This is a genomic window from Bacillus sp. NH11B (assembly GCF_001884205.1).
GTDB lineage: Bacteria > Bacillota > Bacilli > Bacillales > Bacillaceae_G > Bacillus_A > Bacillus_A proteolyticus.
Genome location: NZ_MAOG01000118.1, coordinates 1 through 13,156, shown reverse-complemented (window position 1 = coordinate 13,156; position 13,156 = coordinate 1). Strand labels below are relative to the sequence as shown.

The window sequence follows — 13,156 nt, the reverse complement described above, 5'->3', positions numbered from 1 at the left end:
ATTACCAAACCTTCCACGGAGCATTATTATTTTCCCATAGCTCGACTAATTTATTTTTATCGCGCAATGTATCCATTGGATGCCAAAAACCAGTATGCTGAAAGGCAGCCAGTTCGTTGTTCTTTACTAACTGCACTAAAGTGTCTGTTTCAAAAACAGACTTATCTCCGCTAATATAATTGAAAACATCAGGATTTAAAACGAAAAATCCACCGTTAACCCATCCGCCATCACCTAATGGTTTCTCTTGAAAAGACGTGACAGATTGTTTATCTAAAACAAGAGATCCAAATCTGCCCGGAGGTTGTACGGCAGTAACAGTAGCCATTTTTCCGTGTTTTTTATGAAATGTAATAAGGTCTTTTATATTTACATCGCTTAACCCATCACCATAAGTGAGGAAGAAAGGTTCGTCCCCGACGTAATTTTGTATTTTTTTAACCCGTCCACCTGTTTCAGTATTTAGACCGGTGTCAATTAGTGTAACTTTCCATGGTTCAATACGATGAGAATGGCTAGTAATTGTATTGTCGCTTAAATGTATTGTGAAATCTGACATGTGTAAGTTGTAATTTAGAAAGAACTCTTTAATTGCATATCCTTTGTAGCCTAAGCAAATAATAAACTCAGTAATGCCGTAATGACTATACAAACTCATAATGTGCCATAAAATAGGCTTTGTGCCAATTTCAATCATAGGTTTTGGTTTTAAATGCGTTTCTTCCCCAATCCGAGTCCCGTATCCACCAGCAAGAATAACAGCTTTCATTTTATCCTCCTAAAAAAAGTTATAGTATATACTACAGTATTCATATTTTATGCGAATGGTATTATTTTTGATCAAGAAGGGAAAAAGTGTGTGTGGAGATGCCAGTGCATATAATATTAAGGTTTGAACTTTGGAAATAACTCTTGATATTCAGGATTATTACGGAGGTCTTGTGTTACGTTACTAAGCTCTAAAAAACGGGTTTCAAGTTGTTCAGGAGATTGACCGTAATGTGTTTGGAGCCCCATTTGAACACCCATTTTTGAAAGGGTAGGTGTGATTTGTAATTTTCTTGCCTTTGACTGTTCATTCCAAGGGCTGAAATAAAATTTTAAAATAAATGAAGGATAGTCATAAATTATATTCCCGTGCCGCGAATAATGTCTACCGGGTAAATATGCTCCATCTAGGTGATTGTGAATAAATCTCCAGGCACATCCGAGTTTTGGGTTATAAGGGAAGACACCGTGGTGTCGTTGTTCCACTAAAGGGATAGAATATCTTGGCTTTGAATAATTGTAAGTATGGCTATCAATCATTAAAATCATTCTAATTGCATACATATTTTGCCCTAGTGTATGAAGAGATGAGAAAAACTCTTCTGCATTATTACAACAAAAGAATTCCGTAGTATTTAAAACGATTTTCCAACCTGAAACTTCTCTTTCAATTCCCATTACTTCAATGTCAGTATTTGTTGGATCAAACTCAATAAATTTTGAATTTCTTACTTCCCAATGGGGTGCGAATAATTTGCAAATCTCAACGGAACGATCAGTGGAGCCTCTATTAATTAATATACCGTGATCGAATATTTTTGTATGATGCATAAGCCACCAAGGAAGCAAATATTCTTCGTTATAAAAATGAGAAATAATAGTCGTGGTAATTTCAATCTCCTCCTATAGAATAAATAAGAATTTTATATCGATATTATTATGATATGTTCTAAAGTAAGAAAGGTTGAAAGAACGGGATATTCAATGGCTATATTTCGGGAGTGGTGGGTTTCTAAATTTTATTATACAGTTAAATTAATAGGTTATATGTGTATGGATAACATAAGATGAGACGTGAAATTGTGTATAAATTGTGAATAACAAACCGTCACGTTTGACTGTACAGTTTATGTATTGTATGATTATAGTAATATAAACAAGGGGGGAAGATCGTTGGGAAGGTGTATCGAATCGGACAGTTGGCTCTCATGGCTCACGTGTCGAAACGAACGATTGATTATTATACGAATCTAGGTATCTTAAAAGCGGAGCGATCTCAATCTAATTATCGCTATTACGACGAAACAGCATTTGAGACATTACAATTTATTGAGAAGTGCAAAGAAATGCATATGCCGCTTTGTGAGATTAAAGAGAAAATCGAGGAGAAGAAAAAGCTGCTCGGTATCAATGAACACGTTTCGAAACATGTGAATGAAGTGACAGACCATATTCATAGATTAGAAGCTGAGTTAACGGAGTTAAAGCCTCTTTTAGATGAATTGACTGATTCACAACGTGAAAAAATATCGAAATCTTTATCAGGTCAAACGACAGCTTTAATACAGACACTTGCTCTATTATTATAGAATAAGTGAAATCCGACCTCTTTAATTTTTGTATCGGGCTATGTTTTCTAACGAACAAATAAGAAAACATTATAGTATACAGGAGGTGGACACCTTAGTTTTTTTAACTAAGGGGATTCATTGGAAATATTTAATTTAGTCATGGTTGCGATTTTAATCGCATTTACTGGATTTTTCGTAGCAGCAGAGTTTGCGATTGTAAAAATACGTTCAAGTCGCATTGATCAGCTTGTTGCGGAAGGGAAACGCGGCGCATTAGCAGCGAAAAAAGTAACAACAAATTTAGACGAATATTTATCTGCTTGTCAATTAGGTATTACAGTTACAGCGATGGGACTTGGTTGGTTAGGTGAACCGACGATAGAAAAATTATTACACCCGTTATTTGAGAAATGGAATTTAAATCCGTCTATCTCATCAGTATTAACATTTGGTCTTGCATTTATGACGATGACGTATTTGCACGTTGTAGTCGGGGAATTAGCTCCAAAAACGATGGCAATTCAAAAAGCTGAAAAAGTGACATTGTTATTAGCAGGTCCGTTAATGATATTCTATAAAGCTATGTATCCGTTTATTTGGGTATTGAATGGTTCTGCTCGTGTTGTAACTGGTTTATTCGGTTTGAAGCCAGCTTCTGAACATGAAGTAGCTCATACAGAAGAAGAGTTACGTCTTATTCTTTCAGAGAGCTACGAAAGTGGAGAAATTAATCAAGCTGAATACAAGTATGTAAATAATATCTTTGAATTTGATAATCGCATTGCGAAAGAAATCATGGTACCGCGTACGGAAATCGTTGGTTTCTATCTTGAAGATTCAGTAGAAGAACACATGAAAGTAATCCAAAATGAACGATACACACGTTATCCGATTTTTGGAGAAGATAAAGATGATATTATCGGTATGGTCAATGTAAAAGATTTCTTTATTCGATATATGAACAACGATAAAGAAGATTTATCATCGATTCGCACGTATATGCGTCCGATTATTGAAGTTATGGAAACTACTCCAATTCATGATTTATTACTGCAAATGCAGAAGAAGCGAATTCCAATGGCTGTTTTATATGATGAGTACGGAGGAACAGCTGGAATTGTAACGCTTGAAGATATATTGGAGGAAATCGTCGGCGAAATTCGTGATGAATATGATGAAGATGAAGCACCACCAATTCAACATGTGAACGAATACCATAAAATTGTTGATGGAAAAGTGCTTATCTCAGAAGTAAAAGATTTGTTTGGATTACACATTGAAGAAGATGATGTGGATACAATCGGTGGATGGATTATGATGCAAAATCATGAAATTGAAGAAGGACAATACGTTGAAGCAGAAGGTTATGAATTTAAAGTGTTAGAAAAAGATGCTTATCAAATTAAACGTGTTGAAATTCAAAGAATGGAACAAGAACAAGAGAAAGCAGCAACTGTGTAAGTTGCTGCTTTTCTTCTAGCGTATAATAAAATGTGAAATTAGGAGCGGATATTTTGATTCAAGTAGCCTTACGTGTATATCGATTACAATTGTATGCGATCTTTAGTGGTTTACTACTTATGTGGACGATTACTCCGTTTGGAAAACAAGTGACAGGGTTCGGTATTGGATTAGCTGTAAGTGCATACTGTCTTTGGTTATTAGCTCGTAGAGTGGAGAAACTAGGAAGAAGTATCGTACTGAAAGAAAAGGCTCCTGGATTAGGGGTTTTAAACCGATTTGCAGCTGCAATATTAGGGGCTATCATTATGTATGAAATTGAGCATGAAATGGAAATGTGGGCATTTGGTACTGGAATATTAGGTGGTCACTTTTTAATGATTGCGAATTTAGCCTATGCAAATATGCAGTTAGTAAAGGAAGAAGAGAAGCAAAGAGAACAAGTTTCGAAAAACATAGAGTTATAATGAGAGGAACCTAACTGGGTTCCTTTTTTGTGTTTGAGAATAAATTGTGCAATAGTTAATATACTATGAGCAATTTAATAATGACAATCGAATTAACGACCAAATATAATACGCTCCTTTTTTAGGTTTTTCAATAGTGTAGAAAAAATTTCGAGAAAATTTAAAAACCCATCGATTTCTAAAGCTTAAGTATGTTATCATGACAAAAGAATTTGTGAAAGAGGTGGATACCAATGTTACAAGCGCTACTTATTTTTGTGCTTCAAATTATTTACGTTCCCATTTTAACGATCCGTACGATTTTGCTTGTAAAGAATCAAACAAGATCCGCTGCTGCTGTTGGATTGTTAGAGGGAGCGATTTACATTGTCAGTTTAGGTATTGTGTTTCAAGATTTATCAAATTGGATGAACATTGTTGCCTATGTCATTGGCTTTAGTGCGGGACTATTATTAGGCGGTTATATAGAGAATAAATTGGCAATTGGTTATATTACGTATCAAGTTAGTTTACTAGACCGTTGTAATGAATTAGTAGATGAATTACGTCACTCTGGATTTGGTGTTACAGTATTCGAAGGTGAAGGTATTAATTCTATACGTTATCGGTTAGATATCGTTGCAAAGCGTTCTAGAGAAAAAGAACTGTTAGAAATTATTAATGAAATTGCACCGAAAGCATTTATGTCTTCTTATGAAATCCGTTCGTTTAAAGGTGGATACTTAACGAAAGCGATGAAGAAGAGAGCGTTAATGAAGAAGAAAGATCATCATGTATCGTAAAGAAAAGGGAGTAGTGCAGCTTTAAAAGCACGGCATAATTCCCATATAAAAAAGAGAGGAATCTATTTTAAAAAAGATTCCTCTCTTTTTTATATGTTATTTTTTTCTGCTCTTTCTCAAATTAACAATCAACCATACAACTTGAATAAGTATCGGTAATATAAAAGCAATTAATAAAACGATAAATGCCACTAATTTAAGCTCAGGTGTTTGAGTAACACCAGCACCATCAACATCTCGTAGCCAAATAATAGCTGCCCAGATTCCAAAAACGATAATCCAAAATATGTTACCAATCCACCAAGAAATCCATCGTTTTTTCATGTTAGCACCCCTTACATTTACCCACTGTTGAAATTATATTTTCGTTCGTTACATTTATAATGAAACAACTTTAAAATTAGTTTTTAACTGTATATCTCACTTGTTTGAAGGTTACTATTTCTCCATCATTATTATCATCTTTCGTTTGCAAAAGTTGAACTCTTGGTTTGTAATCTGTCCTATGTGCGTGCTCGATATCTTTAATGTTAAGTTTGTAAGATTCGCCATTATTAATTTTTTGTTCCAATACTTTTTTATTGGCAACATAAATAAAAGTCACTTTATTTTCATCAATGCCCTCGGTCTTAATTTCTAATTCGTTATCTTTTGTAGTAATCGTTGGTGTTAATAATTCCATATTGCCGCTCCCGGTTTCTAAAGAATTTTCTGCTATAGTGGAACATCCTGATAATATGATTCCAATGAATAGAAGAACAATTAATTTCTGTTTCATAATATCCCCCAATTCTATGTGATTTTTGATTTTGGCATTGTTAGACTGCTAGTGTGGAGCTTAAATGTTTAGCTAGTACTCTTTTTAATTGTACCATAATATGTAAATTAAAACAGACTGCATATCCAATTTAAGGGAGATTGAAATGTATACTTATTGTTGTGAATTCGTGTGTTTTAGCTTCTGTTTCAAGCGAAATGTAGACAGGATAAAGAAATTTTTTATGGAAATTACAATTTTTACATTTTAAAATAATGATAAAGAATAGATGAATTCATTCACTTCGGAGGTAGTTATTTGAACATTAACGAGAAGGCAATTGAAATGTTTGAACAAAATAAATATGAGGAAGCAATGGAACTGTTTCAACAAGCAGTACATGAATCTAGAGGTGTACAATCTCTCAATAATCTTGCTTGGATGTACTTTTATGAGGAAGAGAATGATGATATGGCTCTGGAATTAATAAAAGAAGTTGTTAAGTTGAATCCTTCCTCATACTTTCCCTATAACATCTTAGGGGAAATTTACATAAGACAAAAAAAGTGGGAAGAAGCGAAAGAAGTATTACAAAAATCTATTTCGATTCAACCATCGGATGAAGCATATCACAATGTAGCTGTAGCACATTATAATCTTGGAGAGCTGGAAAAAGCTTCGGAATTTTTCTTACGAGTTGCAGGGGATTCGGACTATATAATGTATAACTATGTAAAATGTTTAATTGATTTAGAACGAACGACAGAAGCGAAAGAGAAGTTAGATGCTTTTAACAGGGAATCTGATATTTTTTTAGGGGAAATTAATGTAGCAGATTTATATGTTGAGTTGAATTGCTATAAAGAAGCAATTGAATGGTTCGAAAAGGGATACAAAGAATATTGGAAAAGCCCCAATTGGATTGGTAGATTTGTTTATGCTCTATATAAAGTTAATAATTTCTCCCGTATAAATGAAGTTATACGGGAGTCTATCGAAGCGAAAACAGCAGAAATAGAAGATGTTCAGAATGAAGAAGTAGAAGAAAACTGGACAGAAAACGATAAGAAAGAGTTAATTGAGGAATATACAGAAGAGAATAATTGTTATAAAAAAATGATAGAACGTATCAAATCTGGATACGTTCCAGGATTAGAATTTGAAACTGATTATATAGGGGCTTGCTATTTATTTGGTTGTAAAAGACATAATCATCTTGAATATGAAAAATAAAAAGATTCGACTGTCACATATGATGGTCGAATCTTTTTATTATAGGTCGGTTGTCTAAAGGTACCATCTCAATTGTAATTTGTTAAAGGTGTTTCGTATCATTACATAGGTATATATCCTCCTTAGGTAATCCTTTTTTAACATTTAAAATATGTAGGGAAATAAAACCAATAAGTCCTATTCCACCGAAAATAAGCCGTGGTGTATACATTCCGTTTAAGTTGGATGTAAAAGATGTACCGGTATAATTACCGATGATAAAACCAAATGCGAGTGATAGTTGATAAAATCCGAAGTAAGTAGCTGTATATGATTCGCTACTGTAATTTGCAATAGCGATATCAGCGTTAGGTAATACGAGTGTTTCACCGATTGTAAATAAAATTACACAAATAAATAGCCAATATGGGTGTTGAAATAAAGGAATGAGTAAAAAGGAAATACTCATTAATAAAACACCGTATTTAATAATCGAAAGTGTGTTGTATTTGTGAAATAGTTTTCGGAATAGCACCATAAATATGACGCCTGTTATTGCATTTATCGTAATAACTAATGTAGCGAGTTGGTTGCTATTACTAATGTTTTTCATATGAAGTGGAAGTGCGACAGTAAGCTGAGTAAACATAATATAGAAGAAAATCATGATAAATGAAAACAGAAGGAAAGACTTGTTTTGTAAGATGGCCTGTATTCCTAATGTAATAGACGTGTTTTCAGTAGTGACTTGGAAGTGATTTTTAAGTAAGTAAAAGATAAAAGCGAATAACAGCATAAGAGATCCTGTTAGGGAGAAAGCATAGATTGGATCGAGTAAGAGTAAAAAACCTCCTGCAATTGGTCCGATTATTGCACCGCAATTAAAACTAAGGTTTAAATATGTAAATAAATTTTTTCTCATATGAGCTGGTTGTGACCCGAATATGGCGCGAGCAGCAGGTTCGTAAAATGCAGTTCCAAAACCGATAAGTGCAGAAGAAATAGAAATTGTATGGAAATCAGAGCATATTCCTAAAGCGATAAATCCGATTCCTCTTAAAAATAATCCGGCTATCATCATAATGATATAGCCGATTTTGTCAGCAATTAATCCTGAAAATAATGGGATAACTCGTGATGTGATTGTCATAACCGTCAACACTGTTCCTACTTGAACAGCTGAAAAATGGAGAAAGGTTAATAGATAAATAGCTAAAAATGCGTATACTGCAAAATACCCAAAAGACATAAAAAATGAAGAAATAAGCATGAAACGTATCGGTATTGAGAGACTTTTCATAGAGCTCCTCCTAATTATGTAACCAGTAAAATTATTTGATGGTTAACTATTTTATATTATAATTATACAAAAAGTCAGAAAAAAGTAAATTTTGAGAAGAAGGTGGATGGAATTGAATCAAAATGCACCAAATGAACTAGAATATATTCGGGAATTTTTAAATACATGGAGAATACCAAACGATACGAGAGAGCCAATTGATTTGCTACAAACAGAAGAGGATATAAACTTTTTTATGAAAAAATATTTTCATAAAAAGGTTCCATTTCATACGATAGAGGAATTAAAAAGTTTTCGAGAAGATATTCGGGTGGCAATTGAAGGCGAAGGATCGTTGCAAAATTGGTTAGTGAAATACCCATTTCATGTACATGTAAAGGAAGATATGAAAGGTATTACATATAGGCCTGTGCACGAAGAGAATGTATATACAAAAGTATTAAGCATTGTGTTAATGTCAATTCAAGAAAATTTGTGGGGAAGGTTAAAAGCATGTCCAGATTGTCGCTGGGTATTTTATGATCATTCGCGAAATGGAAGCAAAAGATGGTGTGGTATGTATGCTGGAGAAGAAGGAGGAAGAGCGTGCGGAACGATCGCGAAAGTGAAAAATTACCGGGCAAAGAGAAAAGGAAGATCGGGCTATAATGTGTAATTTATAGAAGGGGAAGAAAATTGGATGGAGGAATGTAGGATATGGAAGATACACAAATGTTAGCTTTAAATAAAAAGTGCTGGGATACAGTTGCACCTTATTTCTTTCAAGTGGATTGTTTACCGAAATACGGCCCGTATACAGCGTCTGAAGATGAGATTCATTTGTTCGATTCAATCAGAAATAAGAAGGTTCTTGATATTGGATGTGGAAGTGGGCATTCATTGCAATATATGGCTGAACATGGGGCGGCAGAATTATGGGGTCTGGATCTTTCAAGTACACAAATCAATACAGCGAATGAAACGTTAAAGTGTTGGAATCCAAAGTTAATATGCGGAGCAATGGAAGAAGAAGGAGATATTCCGAAAGGGTATTTTGATATTGTATATTCCATTTATGCATTAGGTTGGACTTCGAATTTAAGAAAAACGTTGGAACTGATTTATTCATATGTAAAGCCAGGAGGAAGTTTTATTTTTAGTTGGGAGCACCCAGTATATTCAAATTTACAGTATGGTACAGAAGAAATTGCTATAAAGTCTTCTTATCATGAGGAAACGCCTATTACGTTTGAAACATTTAAAGGAGAAAATGTACAAGCGACATTATATAAGAGAAAAATAAGTACATACATAAATGAGTTAAATAGAGCCGGATTTACAATTGAGAGAATAGAAGAACCTGAACCATCTAGCATATTTGATGGAGAAATAGCTGAGCCTTCTACGAAGTATTATTCTTTATATAAAGCTAGGATGGTGCCGACGACGTTCATTATTAAGGTAAGGAAGTAAATAATGCTGCATAAAGAAGGGGAAAAAATGAGTCATATTAATATGGTGAAAATTGGTGAAGTGCAAAACCCTATAGATGAAAAAGTGTACAGTAATTGGGGAAGTGTTATTTCTAACATTAATATATATCCAGAGTATATTGGAGGATTAACTGGCCTTGAGGATTACTCTCATGCAATTGTTATTTTTTATATGAATGATTTCCAGGAAGAAAATAACGAGTCGTGGGCTAGAAAGCCAAGGGAACTAAGTGATTTAGATGAAAAGGGATGTTTTGCGCAACGGACAAAGTATCGTCCAAACCCCATTGGAATTACTACTGTCGAAATATTGTCCATTGCAAATAATGTTATGACTGTGCAAGGATTAGACGCTAATGATCAAACGGCTATTTTAGATATAAAACCATATATTGCTGCTTTTGATGCAAGGGAAAATGTTAGTGTTCCAGATTGGATGAATAAATTGATGCAAGATTATTTTTAATGCTAATACAAAAAGATTTGCAGTTCATAATTGCAAATCTTTTTGTGTTAAATATTGTATGCATGGTTTATTTATCTCTTCGGTTGAAAAATATGCTGAAAGAAGTATTTGTGATGTAAGCTATCTATAACTTTATTTGCTTGATATGTGCGGTGTTGTTCTAGTCGAAGTCTTTGCTCCATCATTTTTATTGCGTGATCTGATAAACGTAACATTATACATTTCTCCTTTTCTATAAATATAGGTTTCTAATTGATATCGTTCCCATATTTATAACTAAGGAGGCATACTGTGTAACATAGGCAAAAAGCACCTTCCTCTCCCATTACGCTTACGAGGTTAGCTGTCGGACTCGGGAAGTGAGAGTTTCCCTACTTAAAAAAGATTCGCCCCAAGTAGCATGGCTACAAAAATGGTTCCCCCGCTCCAAAATTTGGACTCAGCAAAAGGTTTTATAAAGTAAAAAATAACATAAAGAGATGAATAAGTCAAATTATTTTATGTTTTCTGTCTTCTTAATTGCGTAAGAATCATACCATCAGGAAGTATTGTATCTGATACTGTAATGAATCCGTGTTTTTTATATAATGTAATAGCAGGGGTATTCGCTTTACCTGTTTGTACAATGTACGTCATTGAAGAAGGGAACATGCTAAAAATATAAAGTAGCAGTTTCGTTGCGATTCCTTTTTTAAAAAAATCGGGCGATACAACGAGTCGGTGAATATCAATTAAATTTTCTTCTTGTATAAAAGAAATAAAGCCGACAAGTTTATTTGCAGAAAAATATCCATAGAATGTTTCATCGCAACTTTGAATATCGTTTACAGTATCATATAAACGGGGTATTGCGGTACTGTTTATATAAGCTGCTTCAACTGTGTAAGCTGGAATTTGAACTTGTAAAATAGATGTTGCTACTTCAAAAGAATCGGGAAGTAATTTATGAATCATAAATAATGAAGCCTCCTTTGAATATGGTATATTAATATAATTGATTCATGGGTAAGTTTGACAATATTTTTCTTTTTTGTATATAATATATGTATCTTTATACATGAAATGTTCTTACATTTATTTCTATAGTAAAATATGGTTAGCGTTGATAAATACGTATTTTTGTATTTAATCATAAAAACTATAATAGAAATGGAGGACTAAAGATGGGATGGATTATCACATTAATAGTTGGTGCTATTATAGGTATAATTGCTAGTTCTATAACGGGTAAAAATTTTCCAGCTGGTATATTTGGAAATATTATCGCAGGTTTATTAGGTGCTTGGATAGGTGGTAGGTTATTTGGATCTTTTGGGCCATCATTTGGTGGGATTCATGTAGTGCCAGCATTATTAGGAGCAATCGTGTTAATTCTTATTGTATCATTTGTAGTAAAAGCTGCAAGGAAATAGAAGGCTATTACTAATTACTTCATAAAGCCCTTTTTAGGGCTTTTCCTAATTAGAGAGGTGGTATACTTGGAGAAAATAAATATAAGAAAAAGAGATAAGTTGAAAAAGTTTTTTAGAGAACAAAATTATTTAGCGGTGTTACTTGGATTTGCATTATTGTTCATTAACATATTACTGCTAACGAAAATTTCATTTGTTTTTACACCGTTTATCGTCTTTTTAAAAACGATATTCTTCCCAGTATTATTAGCGGGAGTACTATTTTATATATTACACCCATTCGTTTCTCTTTTAGAAAGAAAAGGTGTTTCGAGAATTGTATCAATTGCCTCGATATATATACTCGTTCTTGGGTTATTTGTTTTTCTTGCGGTGACAGTTATTCCAATTATTAAAGATCAAGTAAATGCCTTAATAAATAACTTGCCATATTTCGGTCATGAAATCGAAAGGGCAGCACGTAAATTTGGAGAAAGTAATGTAATTGGTAGAATGCAAGAAAGCTTAAATATTGATGTTGCTAATATCGTGAAGGATTCTACAATGAACTTTACAAAATCATTATCATCAGTGACAGGAAACGTAACTGGATTTTTAAGTACAGTAACAGAAGTTGTTTTAACATTTGTAATGGTTCCCTTTATATTATTCTACCTTTTAAAGGACGGAGAACAGTTACCGAATCACTTTTTGAAGTTTATATCTGAGCAAAGGCAACCAGCTGCGAAGAGAATACTAGATGATATGCATTATGCGATTAGTTCGTATATTAGAGGGCAAATTATCGTTAGTTTATTTATCGGGATTATGCTATTCATTGGTTATCTTATAATCGGCATTAAATACGCGGTATTACTTGCTATTTTGGCAATGATTGTAAACGTTGTTCCATATGTAGGCCCTATTATTGCGATAACGCCAGCGTTAATTATCGCTTTTATTGATTCGCCAGCAATGATTTTAAAGGTAATTATCGTAATGATGGTTGTACAATTAGCAGAGGGGAAATTTATTTCACCACAAGTAATGGGGAAAAAGTTAGATATTCACCCGATTACTATTATATTTATCATTTTAACTGCAGGAAATTTATTTGGAATTATGGGGGTTATTTTAGCAATTCCAGGATATGCGATATTAAAAGTGTTAGTTACGCATAGTTATAGATTTGTTAAGTTGAATACGTAAAAAAGAGCTAAAACAGATAAAACTGTTTTAGCTCTTTTTTATTAATAATTGATTTGCATATTGGCGTGCCCATTAATCAGCTTCTAATAGCGTCTAGAGAAGTTTTTTTACTTTATAATGGGCATCAATTGTTTTTTTATATCGAAAAATGTAATTTCATTTGCTGCATTTAATAAGAAGTATGTTTAGGTTTTTGCTATATATATTAAAATGTATTTTCAAAGTTTGATAGCAATGTAGCGGTATCCCTATTAAAAATCAAGGTTATAGATAACTGGTATATCCATTCTAGGGAAACCG

At 33.4% G+C, this 13,156-nt stretch carries 17 protein-coding genes and 1 riboswitch; of the genes, 10 read left to right on the top strand and 7 right to left on the bottom strand.

From position 1 onward, the window contains the following. Window position 1 precedes the first annotated feature (1 nt). Both rfbF and BAU27_RS21640 read right to left on the bottom strand, forming a co-directional pair. Window positions 2-769: a glucose-1-phosphate cytidylyltransferase gene (gene rfbF / locus BAU27_RS21645; protein ID WP_071771888.1), complete on the bottom strand. Its 768-nt coding sequence runs from the start codon at window positions 767-769 to the stop codon at window positions 2-4. Between the two features lie 116 nt (window positions 770-885). After that, window positions 886-1,599, bottom strand: a complete 714-nt coding sequence (locus BAU27_RS21640; protein WP_254797982.1) for a glycosyltransferase family 2 protein — start codon at window positions 1,597-1,599, stop codon at window positions 886-888. Window positions 1,600-1,949: 350 nt separating this feature from the next. Between BAU27_RS21640 and BAU27_RS21635 the strand changes: the two genes are divergently transcribed. The 4 genes from BAU27_RS21635 to BAU27_RS21620 all read left to right on the top strand — a co-directional run bounded on the left by BAU27_RS21635 (window position 1,950) and on the right by BAU27_RS21620 (window position 5,049). Next, window positions 1,950-2,357 carry a MerR family transcriptional regulator gene (locus BAU27_RS21635; protein WP_071747471.1) on the top strand — a complete coding sequence of 136 codons (408 nt, stop codon included), beginning with the start codon at window positions 1,950-1,952 and terminating at the stop codon, window positions 2,355-2,357. Between the two features lie 120 nt (window positions 2,358-2,477). Further along, on the top strand, window positions 2,478-3,800 hold the full coding sequence (locus BAU27_RS21630) for a hemolysin family protein (protein WP_071747470.1): 1,323 nt from the start codon (window positions 2,478-2,480) through the stop codon (window positions 3,798-3,800). A 53-nt stretch (window positions 3,801-3,853) separates the two neighbouring features. Beyond that, window positions 3,854-4,267, top strand: coding sequence for an ATP synthase subunit I (locus BAU27_RS21625; protein ID WP_071771886.1), 414 nt, complete (start codon window positions 3,854-3,856; stop codon window positions 4,265-4,267). A gap of 233 nt (window positions 4,268-4,500) precedes the next feature. Beyond that, the gene (locus BAU27_RS21620; protein ID WP_000938435.1) at window positions 4,501-5,049 is read left to right on the top strand and encodes a DUF2179 domain-containing protein; all 549 of its coding nucleotides are present in this window, start codon (window positions 4,501-4,503) and stop codon (window positions 5,047-5,049) included. A 96-nt stretch (window positions 5,050-5,145) separates the two neighbouring features. On the opposite strand, the gene BAU27_RS21615 is transcribed toward BAU27_RS21620, so the two are convergent. Beyond that, window positions 5,146-5,373 carry a DUF3923 family protein gene (locus BAU27_RS21615; RefSeq protein WP_071771885.1) on the bottom strand — a complete coding sequence of 76 codons (228 nt, stop codon included), beginning with the start codon at window positions 5,371-5,373 and terminating at the stop codon, window positions 5,146-5,148. Window positions 5,374-5,449: 76 nt separating this feature from the next. After that, a complete protein-coding gene (locus BAU27_RS21610; protein WP_083596113.1) occupies window positions 5,450-5,845 on the bottom strand; it encodes a hypothetical protein in 396 nt (131 codons plus the stop codon). 279 nt (window positions 5,846-6,124) lie between these two features. On the opposite strand from BAU27_RS21610, the gene BAU27_RS21605 reads away from it, so the two are divergent. Then, window positions 6,125-7,039, top strand: a complete 915-nt coding sequence (locus BAU27_RS21605) for a tetratricopeptide repeat protein (RefSeq protein ID WP_071771883.1) — start codon at window positions 6,125-6,127, stop codon at window positions 7,037-7,039. Between the two features lie 82 nt (window positions 7,040-7,121). Here BAU27_RS21605 and BAU27_RS21600 read toward each other — a convergent pair whose 3' ends face one another. Further along, window positions 7,122-8,318, bottom strand: coding sequence for an MDR family MFS transporter (locus BAU27_RS21600; protein WP_071771882.1), 1,197 nt, complete (start codon window positions 8,316-8,318; stop codon window positions 7,122-7,124). 112 nt (window positions 8,319-8,430) lie between these two features. On the opposite strand from BAU27_RS21600, the gene BAU27_RS21595 reads away from it, so the two are divergent. The 3 genes from BAU27_RS21595 to tsaA are packed head-to-tail and all read left to right on the top strand — an operon-like array spanning window position 8,431 to window position 10,256. After that, window positions 8,431-8,973 (top strand): CGNR zinc finger domain-containing protein, encoded by a 543-nt coding sequence (locus BAU27_RS21595; RefSeq protein WP_071771881.1) that lies wholly within the window; start codon window positions 8,431-8,433, stop codon window positions 8,971-8,973. 41 nt (window positions 8,974-9,014) lie between these two features. Beyond that, window positions 9,015-9,770: a class I SAM-dependent methyltransferase gene (locus BAU27_RS21590; protein ID WP_071771880.1), complete on the top strand. Its 756-nt coding sequence runs from the start codon at window positions 9,015-9,017 to the stop codon at window positions 9,768-9,770. A gap of 27 nt (window positions 9,771-9,797) precedes the next feature. Next, window positions 9,798-10,256, top strand: coding sequence for a tRNA (N6-threonylcarbamoyladenosine(37)-N6)-methyltransferase TrmO (gene tsaA / locus BAU27_RS21585; RefSeq protein ID WP_071771923.1), 459 nt, complete (start codon window positions 9,798-9,800; stop codon window positions 10,254-10,256). Window positions 10,257-10,327: 71 nt separating this feature from the next. On the opposite strand, the gene BAU27_RS32410 is transcribed toward tsaA, so the two are convergent. Both BAU27_RS32410 and BAU27_RS21575 read right to left on the bottom strand, forming a co-directional pair. Next, the gene (locus BAU27_RS32410; RefSeq protein ID WP_071771879.1) at window positions 10,328-10,471 is read right to left on the bottom strand and encodes a hypothetical protein; all 144 of its coding nucleotides are present in this window, start codon (window positions 10,469-10,471) and stop codon (window positions 10,328-10,330) included. Between the two features lie 97 nt (window positions 10,472-10,568). Further along, a riboswitch (cyclic di-AMP (ydaO/yuaA leader) is annotated at window positions 10,569-10,711 on the bottom strand. A gap of 43 nt (window positions 10,712-10,754) precedes the next feature. Further along, complete coding sequence (locus BAU27_RS21575; protein ID WP_412676976.1) at window positions 10,755-11,255, bottom strand: GNAT family N-acetyltransferase; 501 nt, start codon at window positions 11,253-11,255, stop codon at window positions 10,755-10,757. A 164-nt stretch (window positions 11,256-11,419) separates the two neighbouring features. Between BAU27_RS21575 and BAU27_RS21570 the strand changes: the two genes are divergently transcribed. Continuing rightward, the gene (locus BAU27_RS21570; protein ID WP_071771877.1) at window positions 11,420-11,668 is read left to right on the top strand and encodes a GlsB/YeaQ/YmgE family stress response membrane protein; all 249 of its coding nucleotides are present in this window, start codon (window positions 11,420-11,422) and stop codon (window positions 11,666-11,668) included. A 66-nt stretch (window positions 11,669-11,734) separates the two neighbouring features. Further along, window positions 11,735-12,856: an AI-2E family transporter gene (locus BAU27_RS21565; protein ID WP_071771876.1), complete on the top strand. Its 1,122-nt coding sequence runs from the start codon at window positions 11,735-11,737 to the stop codon at window positions 12,854-12,856. Window positions 12,857-13,156 lie beyond the last annotated feature (300 nt).

Excerpts from the sequence above, each read along its gene's own strand:
- rfbF (WP_071771888.1), bottom strand. The coding sequence starts at position 769 with ATGAAAGCTGTTATTCTTGCTGGTGGATACGGGACTCGGATTGGGGAA.
- BAU27_RS21640 (WP_254797982.1), bottom strand. The coding sequence starts at position 1,599 with ATGCATCATACAAAAATATTCGATCACGGTATATTAATTAATAGAGGC.
- BAU27_RS21620 (WP_000938435.1), top strand. The coding sequence starts at position 4,501 with ATGTTACAAGCGCTACTTATTTTTGTGCTTCAAATTATTTACGTTCCC.
- BAU27_RS21615 (WP_071771885.1), bottom strand. The coding sequence starts at position 5,373 with ATGAAAAAACGATGGATTTCTTGGTGGATTGGTAACATATTTTGGATT.
- BAU27_RS21600 (WP_071771882.1), bottom strand. The coding sequence starts at position 8,318 with ATGAAAAGTCTCTCAATACCGATACGTTTCATGCTTATTTCTTCATTT.
- BAU27_RS21590 (WP_071771880.1), top strand. The coding sequence starts at position 9,015 with ATGGAAGATACACAAATGTTAGCTTTAAATAAAAAGTGCTGGGATACA.
- tsaA (WP_071771923.1), top strand. The coding sequence starts at position 9,798 with ATGAGTCATATTAATATGGTGAAAATTGGTGAAGTGCAAAACCCTATA.
- BAU27_RS32410 (WP_071771879.1), bottom strand. The coding sequence starts at position 10,471 with ATGTTACGTTTATCAGATCACGCAATAAAAATGATGGAGCAAAGACTT.
- BAU27_RS21570 (WP_071771877.1), top strand. The coding sequence starts at position 11,420 with ATGGGATGGATTATCACATTAATAGTTGGTGCTATTATAGGTATAATT.